The following is a 14,724-nucleotide window of genomic DNA, read 5'->3' as shown; positions in this document are numbered from 1 at the left end:
CGGCGATGTTCTCGATAGACACAATTTTCCGGTTCTTATTTCATGGCCCTTGTTTGCATCATCGATGACGATGCGTCGGTCCGAAAGAGTCTTGCCAGCCTGCTGAAATCGGCGGGCCATACCGCATTGCCGTTCGCGTCGGGCGAGGAATTCCTCGCGGCCGGCCCGCTGGACGACGCGGCGTGCGTGCTGCTCGACCTGAAGATGAAAGGGATGGGCGGTCTCGACGTCCAGCGCCTGCTGGCACAGCGCAACGCGGCGCTTCCGGTCATCCTGATGTCGGCGCACGGCGACGACGAGTCGGTCCGCCGTGCGCTCGCGCAAGGCGCGGTCGCGTTCCTGCGCAAGCCGTTTCCGTCTGACGACATGCTCAACCTGATCGATCAGGTCGCATCCGGCGCACCGCCCGCGTGAGCGGCCCACCGGCCGCCACGTCGCGCGTTCAGGCGTAGCCGCCCGGATTTTTCTCGGTTTATCATTCGATAATGAAGCGGATGACTACACAGGGAATGCGATGGCGAGCACGCCGGATATGACTTCGAACCGCAACCAGGGCGCGGGCGATCCCGCGCCCATCGTCTATGTGGTCGACGACGACGACACGCTGCGGCGCGCACTGAGCGCGCTGTTGCGCTCGGCGGGATTTCGCGTCGAGACGTTCGCGACGTCGCGCGCGTTCCTCGCCTTCGAGCGGCCCGACGTGCCGAGCTGCCTGATCCTCGACGTGCGCCTTGCCGACGAGAGCGGGCTCGCCGTTCAGGAGGAAGCGGTGCGCGCGGGCCTGAACGTGCCGATCCTGTTCATGACGGGTTACGGCGACGTACCCACCACCGTAAAGGCCATGAAGGGCGGCGCGCTCGATTTCCTGACGAAGCCGTTCGACGACGAGACGATGCTCGATGCCGTCGGCCGCGCGCTGGCCCGCGACGGCGAACGCCTCGCGCGCGAGCGCGCGCTGGATGCGGTGCGGCAGGCCTATGCGTCGTTGACGCCGCGCGAACGCGAAGTCATGAGCCAGGTGATCGCGGGCCTGATGAACAAGCAGATCGCGTCGAATCTCGGACTGCAGGAAATCACGGTGAAGGTGCATCGTGCGCAGGTGATGAAGAAGATGCAGGTCCGCACGCTGCCGGATCTCGTGCGCCAGGCCGAGGCGCTCGGCGTGCGTCCGGCCGGCGCGGGCGACTGAGCGGGCGCGTCGGGGCGTTCGACGCGACGGCATCGGCGTGCGCCAGCGATGGCGGAACGCACGTTCAGGCATTTTCAGAACAGCCCGGCGCGATGCGCGTCGCCCGCCGGCGCCGACGCCGGCGGCGTCCACCCACCGCCCAGCGCGCGCACGAGACCGACCGTCGCGATGGCCAGCGCCTGACGGCTGTGAATCAGCTGGCGCTGCGCGCTCAATGCATCGCGGTCCGCGTCGATGACTTCCAGATAGCTGACGTAGCCGTGCGCGTAACGGCTCAGCGACAACCGCGCCGCCGCCTCGGTGGCGCGCGCCGCGCCGTCGTAGCGCACGATCCGCTCCTTCTGCGCGGCGATGTCGTTGAGCGCATCCTGAACCTCGCGCAGCGCGCCGAGCGCGGTCGCGCGATAGTTCGCGTCGGCGACGTCGGCGCCCGCCGTCGCGGCGGCCACCGCGGCGTCGCGCTTGCCGCCGTCGAACAGCGTTTCGGCGACGCTCGCGCCGAGTCCCCACAGCGAACTGTTGCGATCGAGAAACGTGCCGAGATCGCGGCTGGCGAAACCGCCCTGCGCGGTCAGCGTCAACGTCGGCAGCCACGCGGTGCGGGCGACGCCGATGTCGAGCGATGCCGCGTCGACACGGCGCGCGGCCGCGTAGACGTCCGGCCGTTGCGCGAGCAGGGTCGACGGCAGGCCGGGCGGCACGTCCGGTACGCGAACGGCCGATGCGGTCGGTGCGACGGCGAATGCGGTCGGCGACACGCCGGTCAGCACGGCGAGCGCGTCGACGAGGTTTTCGCGCAGCCGCCTGCTGTCCGCGAGATCGGCGCGTGCCGTATCGAGATCGGCCGATGCGCGCAGCGCGTCGAGATCGCTCGCCGCGCCGGCCCGCACGCGCGCGGCGATCACGTCGAGCGCGGTGCGCCGCAGCTCGATCGCGCGCGCGAGCGTCGCGAGATCCTGTTCGACGAAATGGAGCGTCAGGTAGTCGGCCGCGACGTCGGTCGCGACGCGCAGGCGCACCGCCGCGCGATCGGCATCCGCCTGCAGCACGTTCTGCCGGCCGATCTCGGCATCGCCGCGCAGGCGCCCCCACAGATCGACTTCGTAGCTCGCGTTGAACGGCACCGACCAGTTGTGCATCGTGCGTTTCGGCAATGCGTTGTCGACCGTGCCCGACACGCGCGCGCGGCTGAACGACGGCGCGACGCCGACGGTGGGTGCCAACGCGGCTTCGCGCACGCCGAGCAGCGCCTGCGCCTGATCGACGCGCGCCGCGGCGGCGCGGATGTCGGGATTGCCGGCGAGCGCGGCATCGACGAGCGCGACGAGCGGCGGTGCGTCGAACCACGCGGGCCATTCGGCGAGCGGCGTTGCGGGTTCGCGCGCCGCATCCGCGTGACGAAACCGGTCGGATCCGACCGGCACGGGTGCGATCGGCCGCGGCGCGATCGTGCACGCGCTGAGCAGGCCGGCGGCGAACAAGGCGGCGAGGCGGATCATGGCCGAGTGCGCTCGCGCTGCAGCGTGACGACGACCGACAGGCCTGGCCGGATGCGCGGTTCGCTCGACGCCTGACCGTCGAGCACGATCTTGACGGGCACCCGCTGCGTGACCTTCGTGAAGTTGCCGGTCGCATTGTCGGGCGGCAACAGGGCAAACTGCCCGCCGGTCGCGGGCGACAGGCTGTCGACGTGTCCGCTGAAGGTCCGCTCCGGCAGCGCGTCGAAGCGCAACTGCACGACGTCGCCGGTGCGCACGTGCCGCAGCTGGGTCTCGCGGAAATTCGCGACCACCCATGGGTGCGGCTCGACGAGCGTCAGCAGCGCCTGGCCGGGCGCGACGTGTTCGCCGGTCTCGACGGTCTTCTTGCCGACGTAGCCGTCCGACGGCGCGACGACCGTCGTGTATTGCAACTGAAGCTCCGCGTCGCGCAGCTCGGCGTCGTTCTGGTTCGACACGGCGGTGGCGGCCTGCCACGCGGCCTGCGCGCCGCGCTGCTGCGCGTCGGCCGCGGCGACGCGCGCGCGGGCGGACGTGCGCGCCGCGTTGGCGGCATCGAATTCCTGCTGCGACAACCCACGCGGCGTTTCGCGGGTCAGCTCGCGTGCGCGTGCGTAATCGAGTTCGGCCTTCTCGGCGTCCGCGTGCGCCGACACGCGCGTCGCCTCGGCTTGCTCGACCAGCGCCTTCGCACGGCTCGCGTCGGCGTGTGCTTGCGCGACGCGCGCCCGCTGCAGCGCGACGCGCACGTCGAAGTCGCGCGGGTCGAGCCGGACGAGCGGCTCGCCCGCGTGCACGAAGCGGTTGTCGTCCACCAGCACGCGCTCGACCGTGCCCGCCACGCGCGGCGAGATCACGTGCAGGTGCCCTGTCACGTAGGCGTCGTCGGTGCCGCGCTCATGCGCATCGAATTCGTAGACGAGCAGCGCGACGAGCAGCAGCGCGCAACCGGCGATCAGGACGATCGGCCACGTGCGTGAGCGCGCGGCGGGCGGGGACGATGCGTCCGGCGGGTTCGGGGTCACGGTCGGGATACTCCATCGAACAGACGATTTTTTTCGCATCGCGCTATGCTTGCGCGAGCCTCATGTGTGGAAACCACTCGACGATGAACACCACGTTCGCCCCCGGCGGCGCGACACCGGGGCCGGCCGCCGCGCCGGCCACCGACATACCGACGTTTCGCTCGATCGCCGCGATCGCGTCCGTGCTGCTCGGCGCGATCATCGCGACGCTGACGTCGCGCATCACGTCGCTCGGGCTCGCCGACGTGCGCGGCGCGCTCGGCGTCGGGTTCGACGAAGGCGCGTGGATCAACACGGCGTTCACCGCATCGCAGATGTTCGTCGGCCCGCTCGCGATCGCGGCGGCCTTCGTGTTCGGCACGCGCCGCGTGCTGCTGGCGGGCGCGTCGGTGTTTCTCGTCGTCGAAAGCGTGCTGCCGCTGTGCACGAACTTCGGCACGTTCATCGTGTTCCAGAGCCTCGCCGGCTTCGCGTCCGGCGTGTTCGTGCCGCTGACCGTCGGCTTCGTCGTCCGCACGCTGCCGCCGCGGCTCATTCCGTTCGGCATCGCCGCGTATGCGATGAACCTCGAGATGTCGCTGAACCTGTCCGCGACGCTCGAAGGTTGGTACAGCGAACATTTGAGCTGGCGCTGGCTGTTCTGGCAAAACGCGCTGCTGACGCTTCCGTTCATCGTCTGCCTGCTGCTGTCGCTGTCGAACGAGCCGATCAAGCGTTTCGCGTCCGGTATGGACACGCGCGGCATGCTGCTCGGCGCCGGCGGATTCACGTGCCTGTGCATCGCGCTCGACCAGGGCGAACGGCTGTTCTGGTTCCAGTCGCCGTTGATCGTCGCGCTGCTGTGTATCGGCATCCTGATGGTTGCCGCGTTCCTGATTCACGAGCTCACGTCCCGGCGCGCCGGGATCGATCTCGGCTACCTCGCGCGGCCCAACATCGCATGGCTGATCGTGCTCGTCGGCCTCGTGCGCTTCACCGTGCTCAATACGAGCTTCATCCCGTCGGTGTTTCTCGCGAGCACCTACGGACTGCGTCCGCTGCAGATCGGCGATACGCTGCGCTGGATCGCGATTCCGCAACTGCTGTTCGCGCCGTGCGTCGCGTGGCTGCTGCAGCGTGTCGATCCGCGCCGGATGATCGTGGCCGGCTTCCTGATGGTGGCGGTTGCGTTCGCGCTCGGCGCGCGTCTCACGTCCGCCTGGGCCGAACCCGACTTCATCCCGTCGCAGTTGCTCCAGGCGCTCGGGCAGACGATGGCGCTCACGTCCGTCATCTACTTCTTCGGCAAGCACGTGACGGTCGAGCACGCGCTGACGTTCGGCGCCGTCGTGCAGACGACGCGCCTGCTGAGCGGGCAGCTCGGCACGACGTCGATCGCGGTGATCCAGCGCATCATGGAAGCTACCCATTCGAATCTCGTCGGTCTGCATGTCACGCTGTCGGATCCGCAAACGCTCGACCGCCTGCGGGCCGGCGCGGCGTCGCTCGTGTCGCACGGCGCCACCTTCGCGGCAGGCGACCAGGCGGCCTATGCGCTGCTCGACCGGGCGGTCCGGGTCCAGGCGACCACGCTCGCGCTGGCCGACAATTTCCGGGTCGCGATGGCGGTCGCGGTTGCAGGGGTGATGATCGGCATGCTGCTCAGGCCGGCGCGCGCGCCGTAAGCACCCGCCATCACGCAGCGACGATCTTGGCGATCGCGCTCGCCGCAACGAGATGGTGCCGGCCTGAAAAATCCTGAATCTTGCTGAAGCGCGCCGGCGCAATGGCCGGGCGCGCCGTGCCGCGACGCTTACGCCTTCAGGAACGCGAGCAGTTCGGCGTTGATCAGGTCGGCATTGACGACGCACATCCCGTGCGATCCGCCGGGAATCACCTTCAGTTGCGCGTGCTTCACGATCTTCGCGGACAACCGCGCCGAATCGTCGATCGGCACGATCTGGTCGTCGTCGCCGTGCAGGATCAGCGTCGGGACGTCGATCTTCTTCAGGTCCTCGGTGTAGTCGACCTCGGAGAATTCCTTGACGCACAGATACTGGCCATGCACGCCGCCCATCATGCCCTGCGCCCAGAATGCGTCGATCGTGCCTTGCGACGCCTTGGCGTTCGGGCGGTTGTAGCCGAAGAACGGCACGGCGAGATCCTTGTAGAACTGCGAACGGTTCTCGGCGACGTTCTTGCGGATGCCGTCGAATACCTCCATCGGCAGGCCGCCCGGATTGGAGGCCGATTTCACCATCTGCGGCGGCACCGCGCCGATCAGCACGGCCTTCGACACGCGCTTCGTGCCGTGGCGCCCGATGTAGTGCGCGACTTCGCCGCCGCCGGTGGAGTGGCCGACGAGCGTGGCTTCGCGCAGGTCCAGCGCATTCATCAGCGCCGCCAGATCGTCCGCATACGTGTCCATGTCGTTGCCTTGCGACGGCTGGCTCGAGCGGCCATGACCGCGCCGGTCGTGCGCGATCACGCGGAAGCCGTGCTGCACGAGGAACAGCATCTGCGCGTCCCACGCATCGGCGCACAGCGGCCAGCCGTGCGAGAAGACGACCGGGCGGCCGCTGCCCCAGTCCTTGAAGTAAATCTGGGTACCGTCTTTCGTGGTGATCGTGTTCATCGCATGGGCTCCTTGATGGGCGGAAGCGGCGTGTTTGGGCGCGGCGGCGGCAGCGGCGGCCGGCAGCGTGGCGGCGGCAACGGCGGTCGCGCCGGCCAGCAACATGTCTCGGCGACGCGCCGAGGGAACGGCGTCGATATCTGCGGGACGCATGGGAACTCCTTGAACGTGCGGTGGAACGGTGCCGCGCTGGTTGGTTGGGTCGGATCTGCCCGCCTGCGGCGATCGCGCCGGCAGCCGGCATGCGTTCGCGTTCGCGCCCGCGGGCGCGCAACGTAGCGAACGAATGCGGACAGGAGCCTATCGCGCGGCCCCGCGTCCTGTACTGAAATCGCGCTGAATTGTCATGAATGCGGCCGCGGCGCGTGTCGCGCAACGCATGAATGCACCGGTCAGAAAAATTAAGCCGGGCATCAAGACTCTTTAGCGGCGGCCCGCTATCGTCAAGGTCAGGTCATCGTGTCGCGGATCGTGCCAGTTCGCGGCGGCGGATGACGACCGCGATGTGCCCGGGTGTGATGCGTCCGGCCCGTCGCCATTTGCCTGGATACGTTGCCATGAACGCCTTCAATCGCTGGGAACACGTGATGACACTGCTCGACCCGTCGCCCGCAGTGAGTCGCAACGCGTTGTCGCAGCTTCGCGACGCGGACGCCGCGCGCCGCCGCCATCGCGACGAGGCGCCGCCCGCGTCGAGCGGCGATGCGCGTCGCCGGTGCGCGATCGTCGCGGTCGAGCGGCAGACCGATTCGTCGGTGTTGATATCGTGGAGCGATCCGACGCGCTGCCGCTACGACGAGCAGCGCTGGATCAGCGCCAAGTCGCGCAGCGCCGGACGCTGCGCGCTGACCGGCACGACGATTCGCACCGGCGACGCGATCTACAAACCGCAATGGCGCGGCGCCAAGCGTCCCGCGAACTATCGGGAGGCGATCCTCGCGTCCGAGCTGGACCGGTTCATCGTCAGGCTGCCCCGTTCATGACCGCGGCGGGCACGGCCTGACGGCCGCGCTCAGTCCGCCCATTTCGACCCGAGCACCAGGCCGCAGAAATTCGTCCGACGATAGTCCGGGTCGCAACGCTCGAGCGCGTCGGCGCATACGTTGCCGAACGCGGTCTCGGGGCGATGCGCGGTGCCCGCGGCGAGCGCCTCGAGGAACAGCTCCTTGAAGCACGGGCCGCGCGGCCAGGCGTTCGCGATCTCGTTGCGTTCGGCGCAGCTCACCTCGTCGAGATGGCGCGCGAAGAGATCCGTCTCGATGCCGGCGCCGAGCAATGCGGTCAGCGGCGTCATGTGAGGATGAAGGCCGAAGGACGTGTGCAGCGCGATCGCGCGCCATACCTCGGCTGCGTCTTCGGCGGCAACGCCGTATCCGTCGAGGAAGCCGCGCGCGACGTTCGCGCCGTCGATTTCGTAGCGCCGGTGCGAGTCGCGGTGGCCTTCGGCCAGTCCGATGTCGTGGAATAGCGCGGCGACGTACAGGAGCTCGGAATCGAAGGCGATGCCGCGACGCGTGCCGATGACCGATGCAAAGGCGAACACGCGCATCGCATGCCGGAACAGGAGTTCAGGCTCGCCGGCCCGCGCGATCGCGGCCGCTTCGCGCGCGATCGCGCTGTCGGGAATCAGGATGCCGGCGATGCGGTGGCCCATGGTCGCCTCCTCGCGGCGTGACGGTGGTTGTCCGGTGCCCATCGTCTCGCGCCGCGCCGCCGATTGTCTTGAGCGCGGCCTGAATCATTCTGAAAGGAAAAATCGCCCGATCGGCGGGATGGGAATCGGTTTCACCAAAATGCCGCGAGTCATCTTTTCCGGAACATTAACGCAATTCATTCGATTCGCCACGGCAAACGACGGGTTGCCAAAGCGAAGCCGGAATAACCGGGTTTTGCAGCCCGAAAAGAATTCATCGGTAAATCACTATTTCGCGTATCGACGGTGCAGCCGGACGCCGTGATGCGCGATCCTGCGCGGGTGCGAGAACAAAGGCCGTCCCGTCGGCGGCGTTCGTGAATTTCATCGATTCAAAAAATTTGTGCATTGTGTTCTGATAATTTGAATCATTGTTCGAAGCGAATGCCGTAGCATTGGCACGGTAGCGGTGTCATTTTCGACAGGGCATCGACGAATGGAAACGATTAAGAATTCACATGATCCGGATTGGAACGCTTCACGTCTTTCTCGACAGACGTGAAATTCGCTCGAACGGCAAACTGCTGAGAATCGGCAGTCGCGCATTCGAAATTCTCGAACTCCTGATTCGGGCGAACGGCGCATTGGTGTCGAAGGACGAGATCATGCAGCGCGTGTGGCCGCACACGGTCGTGGAGGAAAACAACCTGCAGGTGCATGTCGCCGCGTTGCGCAAGGCGCTGGGCGGCGACCGGAACCTGATCGTCACGGTGCCGGGGCGCGGCTACCGGCTGGTGGGCGGGCAAGCCGAGCGCGCGGCGCCCGTGCGTCCCGCGACGTCGCGGCTCGCGCAGGCGCCGACGGAACTCATCGGCCGGGAACAGACGGTCGCCGAGGTCCTGGCCGCGCTCGACACCGCACGCGTCGTGACGCTGGTCGGCGCCGGCGGCATCGGCAAGACGCGGGTTGCGCTGGAAGCGGCCATGCGCGCCGAGGCGAGCTTTCCGGACGGCGCCGCGTTCGTGTCGCTCGCCACGGTGGCGTGCCCGCAGTTCGTGCCCGACGCGCTGGCCGGCGCATTCGAGCTCGCGCAGCCGGCGGGATCGCTGACGCTCGAGGCGGTGCTCGCCAGCGTCGCGCATCGGCGGATGTTGCTGGTGCTCGACAATTGCGAACATCTGCTGGACGCCGCGGCGCGGATCGCGACCGCGCTGACCGAGGCGGATGCCGGCATTCGCGTGCTCGCGACGAGCCGCGAGGCGCTGCGCATCCAGGGCGAGCGACTGTGTCCGGTTTTGCCGCTCGAGGTGCCCGACGAGGGCGCGGACGAACGCGCGATCGTGGACGCGAGCGCCGTGCAGCTGTTTTCGGCGCGCGCCCGCGCCGCCGACCCGCGCTTTCCGCTCGACGAACGCAGCCTGACGCTGATGGCGTCGGTCTGCCGGCGTCTCGACGGCCTGCCGCTCGCGATCGAACTGGCCGCGGCCCGCGCGGCCGTGCTCGGCATCGACGTGCTCGCCGCGCATCTCGACGATCATTTCCGGTTGCTGACCGGCGGTTTTCGCACGGCGTTGCCGCGTCATCAGACGCTGCAGGCGATGTATGACTGGAGCTACCGCCTGCTCGGCGACGCGGAGCGTTTGCTGTTGCGCTGGCTCGGCGTGTTCCGGGACGGCTTCTCGATCGACGCGGTGCGGGAGATCGTCGGCACGAAGGGGCTGGCGGGCGCGGACCTGCTCGACACGATCGCCGGCCTGGTGTCGAAATCGCTGCTGAGCCTGGAGGGCGCGCACGGCACGCCGCGCTACCGGCTGCTGACGACGACGCGCGCCTATGCGCTGCAGCAGCTCGAGAACAACGGCGAATGCGCGGCCGCGGCGCTTGCGCATGCGAACTACTTCCACACGCTGTTCAGGCTCGCGCCCATCGACGATGGCGGGCAGCTCGCCGAATCGCGGCTCGACGTGATCCGGCGCGAGCTCGGCAATCTGCGCGCGGCGCTCGACTGGGCGTTTTCGCCGAACGGCGACGTGCAGGTCGGCATCGCGCTGGCGGCGGTCGCGGTTCCGTGCTTGTTCGACCTGTCGCTCGTGGACGAATGTCGCGAACGGGCGCGCACGGCGCTCGACGCGATGCGCGATCTCGACGACACACCGGAGCACGCCGACGCGCGCGTGCGGCTGCTGGCCGCGTATGCGGCCGCGCTCGCCCATACGTCGCGGCCGACGCAGATCGCGCACGACGCATGGTCGGCCGTGCATGCGCTCGGGTTCGAGGCGGGCGAGGCCGAGGTGTCGCCGCGCGACGCGTAGTGCCCGTGTGCCGACGGCACATTCAGAACATTTCAGACCGAATACAGGACCTGGCCGGCCGGCGCGTCTATATTGCATGCGCGGGGACTGTCCGCTCATCGCTGTCGCGACGCCACTGACTGCCGGCGCAGGGTCCCCGCCCGTCGCGAAGCGCGCCCTCAGCCCATTCCAGCATGCCGAACCTGTCCGACACGGTCGCCTACGGCGCGCCGATCGTTCTTGCCGACCTGATTGCCTGGCGGCTGCTTGGGGCCGGCCGTTCGACGACGAAGGCGATCTGGCGCTGCGCGTCGTTCGCCGCGCTGACTTATGCGCTGTTCTCGACCGGCGTGAGCCCGCTCGCGGTGCCGTCGTCGCCCGACCGCCTCGACCGCCTTGCGATCCAGGCGATCGCCGTCGCGTGGTGGCTGCAGTGCGCGCTGGTGTTCAGTCTGCTGCTCGATCATCTGCTGTTGCCGCGTGCGTGGCGCAACCAGCGGCTGTTTCATGACATCGCGGCGGGCGCCGTGTTCGGTGCCGCGGCCGTCGCGGCGCTGGGCTACGTCCTCGGGTTGCCGCTGAGCGGGGTGGTCGCGACGTCGGGCGCCGTGGCGGTCATCCTCGGCCTCGCGCTCCAGAACACGCTGAACGACGTGTTCTCGGGCCTCGTCCTGAATACCACGCAGCCGTTTCGCCTCGGCGACACGGTGTCGATCGGCGAGCTCGAAGGTCGCATCGTCGAAAGCAACTGGCGCGCGACCAAGATGATCAACGGCCTCGGCAATCTGGTCGTCGTGCCGAACAGCGCGGCGGCCAAGGCGACGATCGTCAACCTGAGCGAGCCCGCGAGCGTGCACGGCGTGACGCTGACGATCGAGATCGATCCCGGCGTGCGGCCCGCCGTGGTCGTCGATGCGCTCGATCGCGCCGCCGCGAGTTCGCTCGACGTGCTGACGCGCCCCGCGCCGGTCTCGGTCGTCAAGGCGTTCAGGACCAACTCGATCGAATACGAGCTCATCTGTTACGTCGACACGTTGCAGAAGAAGATCGAGGTCCGCAACCGCCTCTACGATCTGACCCATCGGCACCTGGCCGCCGCGGACGTCGCGTTGCGCCCGCTTGCCGGGACCGTCGCGGAGCATCGCGCGGTTTCGCGGGGGCAGCGCCTGTTGCGCGCGGTCGAACTCTTCCGGCAGCTCGACGACGCGGATCTGGCGGTGCTGGCCGACGCGCTGGCGTCACGCGTGTTCCACAAGGGCGAGGTGATCTACGCGTCGAATGCCGATGCGCGGCTGCTGACCATCGTCGGCAGCGGCGTCGCGTCGGTGTTCGTGCCGGGCGCGGCCGGCGACATCGAAGTCAGGCGCATGGCGCCCGGCGACGCGATCGGCCAGTCCGTCGTGCTCGCCGGCACGCGGCTTCATGCGAGCGTCTACGCGGTGACCGCCGTGACGGCCTATCAATTGAGCAGCCGCGACCTGTCGCCGCTGATCGCCAGGAAGCCTGAACTGGGAAGGCTGATGTGCGAATCGCTGACCGAGCACATCGCGACCGAGGAAAGGATGCTGATCCCGCCGGCCGCGAAGGCTCACGCGTCGTTCAATCTGATCGAGTGGCTCGAGAAGGAGATGAAGCGCCTGCACGATGCGTTCGGTTGACGCGGTTTCATGGCGTGCGGCCGCGGATTCAGGCAAGCGCGGTGAACCGGTCGACGAGGTCGGGGCGATCGAGTTGCTCGACCCACCAGTGCAGTGCGCGTCCGGCTTCGTCGCCGCGCCACGCGATGTAGCAATGGGTCGTGTCGCGCATGCCGGTCACCTCGCGCGCGACGAGTCTGCCCTGGGCGATCGCGCGTGCCGCGATGCAGTCGGGGAGCGTGCCCACCGCGAGTCCCTCGCATTGCGCGGCCAGTTTCGCGGCGAGCGTCGGCACCGCGAGATACGGTTGCCCGGCATCGACGGCGACCGAACGCGGCTGCAGTTCGCGGGAGGTATCGGAGATCACCGCGCCGCGATGCTCGACGACCGACGCCATCGACAACGGTTCCGGCAGCGCCGCGAGCGGATGGTCGGGGGCGACCGCGAACACGTGCCTGAGCGTGCCGATCGGCCGCGTCACGATGTCGGGCAGCTCCGGCGGTTCGCCCGACGCGCCGACGACCAGATCGGCGCGGCGCGAAATCAGCGCATCCCAGGTGCCGCCGAGCACTTCGGTGGAGAGTCGCAGCCGCGTGTCCATCTCGAGATCGTAGAACGCATGCACGTACGGCCACATCGCCTCGAAGGGCAGGATCTCGTCGACGCAGATGCGGACCTCGGTTTCCCAGCCTTGCTGCGCGCGCTGCGCCTTGCGTTCGAGCTGCTCGGCGGCATGCAGAAGCCGACGGCCTTCCTCGACGACGACGCGGCCCGCGTGCGTGAGCCGCGCCCGGCGTCCGCTGCGGTCGAACAAGGCGACGTCGAGGTCGCTCTCGAGCTTTTGTACGAGGTAAGTCAGCGCGGACGGTACGCGGTGCAGCAGTTCCGCGGCTTCGGCGAACGTACCGGTGCGGTCGATCGCGTCCAGTGCTTCGAGCGCTTCGAAGGACAGCTTCATGGCGAATTCCACGGGGGAAGGGCATCGGGCTGTCATGTTAGCGTCAAGCGGCACCGAATCCAATACGGATCGGGCGAGGCATCGCCCGACATGCCGGGAACGCGCAAGCGTGCGCGCCGACACGCGTTGCCGCATCCGGTCAGCGCATGCCGGTCAGGTCGGTGTCGATTCGCGGCGCTTCGCGGCAGCGTCGGACGCGTGGGCGCCCGGCAGCGCGCCGAACATGTGCTGGCTGCACTTCGCGTCGCTCCACGCGGTTCCGAGGCGGATTCCGCCGACCATCCGCCGCGCGACGGGAAGAATCTGTTCGCCGGCCAGAATGCCGAGCAGGCCAATCAGGGCGACGGTCGGCGGCGCCGGCGATTGCACGCCGATCAGCGCGTAGACGATGCCGGCGAGCATGCCGGCGAAAAGCGAAGCAGTGTACGGTTTCATGGAATTGGAATGGAGTGACGACCGGGTGAAAAATCTGGATAACTACCGATCTGGCGTCGATCCGAAAGTCTCGGTTCAGCCTATCAGGTCTGTGCGTTCGTCGCGTGTCGATTCAACCAGATTCAGATCTCTTAAGCCTGAATTTCGAGGATCGCGATGATCAGAACGATTAATTGGCGCGATCGCGAATTTGCGTATTGAATGATGCGGGCCGGCTGTCGAACCTCCCGACACAGCGCATCGGACGCCTCGCGGATTCGTCGGCGAGGCGAGCCTCATTTTTCTCCGCGTCAAAGGACATCACCGCCATGAGCAACCCGAAGCTTGAAGTACTCACTCCGCACAACAGCCAGCTGATCTTCATCGACCAGCAGCCGCAGATGGCGTTCGGCGTTCAGTCGATCGATCGCCAGACGCTGAAGAACAACGTCGTCGGTCTCGCGAAGGCCGCGAAGGTATTCAACATCCCGACCACGATCACGACCGTCGAAAGCGACAGCTTCTCGGGTCACACCTATCCCGAACTGCTCGACGTGTTCCCGAACCAGAAGACGCTCGAACGCACGTCGATGAACTCGTGGGACGACCAGAAGGTGCGCGACGCGCTGGCCGCGAACGGCCGCAAGAAGGTGGTCGTGTCGGGCCTGTGGACGGAAGTCTGCAACACGACGTTCGCGCTCTGCGCGATGCTCGAAGGCGACTACGAAATCTACATGGTCGCCGACGCATCGGGCGGCACGACGCAGGCCGCGCACGACTTCGCGATGCAGCGGATGGTGCAGGCGGGCGTCGTGCCGGTCACCTGGCAGCAAGTGCTGCTCGAATGGCAGCGTGACTGGGCGCACCGCGAGACGTACGACGCCGTGATGGCGATCGCGAAGGAGCATTCGGGCGCGTACGGCATGGGCGTCGACTACGCGTACACGATGGTCCACAAGGCCGCGCAGCGCACCGCGACGCCGCACGAGTCGATCCCGGCCGTCCCGGCGAAGTAAGCGCGGACAGTCCTCGACTGTCGCTGCCGAAGCGGCGTGTCCGATCTGGACGCGCCGCTTCGGCGATACGTCGACGCGGACGGCGAACCGTGATGATTCACGATGCCGTCCGCCCGGCGTTTGCCAGGACATAGGGCCTGCATTTCAACTTGTCCGGGAGATTGATCGTATGGAACCTTATCTGGTTTCCCTTGGTGCGGGCGTGCTGATCGGTGTCATCTACAGCGCAATCAAGGTCCGCTCTCCCGCGCCGCCGCTGATTGCTCTGGTCGGGTTGCTCGGCATGGTGATCGGCGTGCAGGCCATCCCCACCCTCAAACAGCTCTTTGGCTTCTGATCGAAGCGAGGTGATGCACATGACCGCAACCGGGACCCAACCGGATCTGATCCTCCATAACGGAAGATTCACGACCCTCGACCGCACGAACCCCGTCGCGACCTCCGTCGC

Annotated in this window: 14 protein-coding genes; 8 read left to right on the top strand and 6 right to left on the bottom strand. The window is 67.7% G+C overall.

The features are described from left to right. Positions 1-42 precede the first annotated feature (42 nt). Together WS45_RS06500 and WS45_RS06495 are read left to right on the top strand one after the other, a co-directional pair. A complete protein-coding gene (locus tag WS45_RS06500) occupies positions 43-414 on the top strand; it encodes a response regulator transcription factor (protein ID WP_059534390.1) in 372 nt (123 codons plus the stop codon). 118 nt (positions 415-532) lie between these two features. Further along, positions 533-1,189 (top strand): response regulator transcription factor, encoded by a 657-nt coding sequence (locus WS45_RS06495; protein WP_257129939.1) that lies wholly within the window; start codon positions 533-535, stop codon positions 1,187-1,189. Positions 1,190-1,263: 74 nt separating this feature from the next. Here WS45_RS06495 and WS45_RS06490 read toward each other — a convergent pair whose 3' ends face one another. Both WS45_RS06490 and WS45_RS06485 read right to left on the bottom strand, forming a co-directional pair. Further along, positions 1,264-2,688, bottom strand: coding sequence for an efflux transporter outer membrane subunit (locus WS45_RS06490; RefSeq protein ID WP_059698902.1), 1,425 nt, complete (start codon positions 2,686-2,688; stop codon positions 1,264-1,266). After that, entirely contained in the window at positions 2,685-3,752 is a 1,068-nt protein-coding gene (locus WS45_RS06485; protein WP_082721859.1) for an HlyD family secretion protein, read from the bottom strand. Before WS45_RS06485 ends, WS45_RS06490 begins: the two co-directional genes overlap by 4 nt. A 44-nt stretch (positions 3,753-3,796) precedes the next feature. Here WS45_RS06485 and WS45_RS06480 point away from each other — a divergent pair, with 44 nt between their 5' ends. Next, positions 3,797-5,377, top strand: a complete 1,581-nt coding sequence (locus tag WS45_RS06480) for an MFS transporter (RefSeq protein WP_059698978.1) — start codon at positions 3,797-3,799, stop codon at positions 5,375-5,377. 128 nt (positions 5,378-5,505) lie between these two features. Here the strand turns inward: WS45_RS06480 and WS45_RS06475 are convergent, their stop codons facing one another. Next, positions 5,506-6,327: an alpha/beta fold hydrolase gene (locus WS45_RS06475; protein WP_179949138.1), complete on the bottom strand. Its 822-nt coding sequence runs from the start codon at positions 6,325-6,327 to the stop codon at positions 5,506-5,508. Positions 6,328-6,884: 557 nt separating this feature from the next. Here WS45_RS06475 and WS45_RS06470 point away from each other — a divergent pair. After that, on the top strand, positions 6,885-7,310 hold the full coding sequence (locus WS45_RS06470; protein WP_059698900.1) for a DUF3331 domain-containing protein: 426 nt from the start codon (positions 6,885-6,887) through the stop codon (positions 7,308-7,310). Positions 7,311-7,339: 29 nt separating this feature from the next. Here WS45_RS06470 and WS45_RS06465 read toward each other — a convergent pair whose 3' ends face one another. Continuing rightward, the gene (locus WS45_RS06465) at positions 7,340-7,981 is read right to left on the bottom strand and encodes an HD domain-containing protein (RefSeq protein WP_059698898.1); all 642 of its coding nucleotides are present in this window, start codon (positions 7,979-7,981) and stop codon (positions 7,340-7,342) included. Between the two features lie 497 nt (positions 7,982-8,478). Here WS45_RS06465 and WS45_RS06460 point away from each other — a divergent pair, with 497 nt between their 5' ends. After that, positions 8,479-10,272, top strand: a complete 1,794-nt coding sequence (locus tag WS45_RS06460) for an ATP-binding protein (protein ID WP_059698896.1) — start codon at positions 8,479-8,481, stop codon at positions 10,270-10,272. A gap of 173 nt (positions 10,273-10,445) precedes the next feature. Further along, a complete protein-coding gene (locus WS45_RS06455) occupies positions 10,446-11,909 on the top strand; it encodes a mechanosensitive ion channel family protein (protein ID WP_059698894.1) in 1,464 nt (487 codons plus the stop codon). Positions 11,910-11,937: 28 nt separating this feature from the next. Here WS45_RS06455 and WS45_RS06450 read toward each other — a convergent pair whose 3' ends face one another. After that, the gene (locus tag WS45_RS06450) at positions 11,938-12,846 is read right to left on the bottom strand and encodes a LysR family transcriptional regulator (RefSeq protein ID WP_059698892.1); all 909 of its coding nucleotides are present in this window, start codon (positions 12,844-12,846) and stop codon (positions 11,938-11,940) included. Positions 12,847-12,999: 153 nt separating this feature from the next. Beyond that, entirely contained in the window at positions 13,000-13,281 is a 282-nt protein-coding gene (locus WS45_RS06445; protein WP_059698890.1) for a XapX domain-containing protein, read from the bottom strand. Between the two features lie 308 nt (positions 13,282-13,589). On the opposite strand from WS45_RS06445, the gene WS45_RS06440 reads away from it, so the two are divergent. Then, positions 13,590-14,276: a hydrolase gene (locus WS45_RS06440; RefSeq protein ID WP_059534377.1), complete on the top strand. Its 687-nt coding sequence runs from the start codon at positions 13,590-13,592 to the stop codon at positions 14,274-14,276. 169 nt (positions 14,277-14,445) lie between these two features. Continuing rightward, a complete protein-coding gene (locus WS45_RS06435; RefSeq protein ID WP_059534375.1) occupies positions 14,446-14,613 on the top strand; it encodes a DUF1427 family protein in 168 nt (55 codons plus the stop codon). Positions 14,614-14,724 lie beyond the last annotated feature (111 nt).

Origin of the sequence: Burkholderia sp. RF2-non_BP3 (genome assembly GCF_001522185.1) — a bacterium.
Taxonomy (GTDB): domain Bacteria; phylum Pseudomonadota; class Gammaproteobacteria; order Burkholderiales; family Burkholderiaceae; genus Burkholderia; species Burkholderia diffusa.
This window is presented reverse-complemented; position numbering and strand designations above follow the sequence as displayed.